General features: G+C 64.7%; 1 protein-coding gene. It reads right to left on the reverse strand.

Going from position 1 to position 391, the window contains the following annotated elements; translation table 11 throughout:
• Window positions 1–391 (reverse strand): hypothetical protein (locus tag EOA60_RS38105; protein WP_206628501.1); only part of this gene is annotated, 391 nt, incomplete at both ends.

Below are 391 nucleotides of genomic sequence, written 5' to 3' on the forward strand. Positions count from 1 at the left end.
ACTCGCGCCGCCCCTTTTGCTGAGGTGGTAGCCCAAAGTCCGGTGCAGGCAGCGCGCGGGGCTTCGGAGGGAGAGCCTTCGGTGTCGGCGGCGGGCCGAGCCTCTCGGTCTCCGCGTCCTCCGCGATCTTGTCGGCACCGAGCAGGCTGGTGATCGTCGCTACCGCGCTCGGAGCCTCGGCAAGAAAGGATGTTGTTCCCCCCAGTGTTGCACACACAACGGCCAAGACAGCCATGACCTTGGCGTACTGCACGCGCGGCTGGGACAGCTCGACTGACAGGTCGTTCAGCTTGTCCAGCAGTCCCTTGCGCTGGCGTTCGGGCAGCTCGCTGTTGACGATGATGTCCCGCAACTTCGCGATCTGCTGCTCAATTCGTCCCCGGGTCTTGTT

The sequence above is a fragment of the Mesorhizobium sp. M1A.F.Ca.IN.020.06.1.1 genome (assembly GCF_004023265.1).
Lineage (GTDB): Bacteria > Pseudomonadota > Alphaproteobacteria > Rhizobiales > Rhizobiaceae > Mesorhizobium.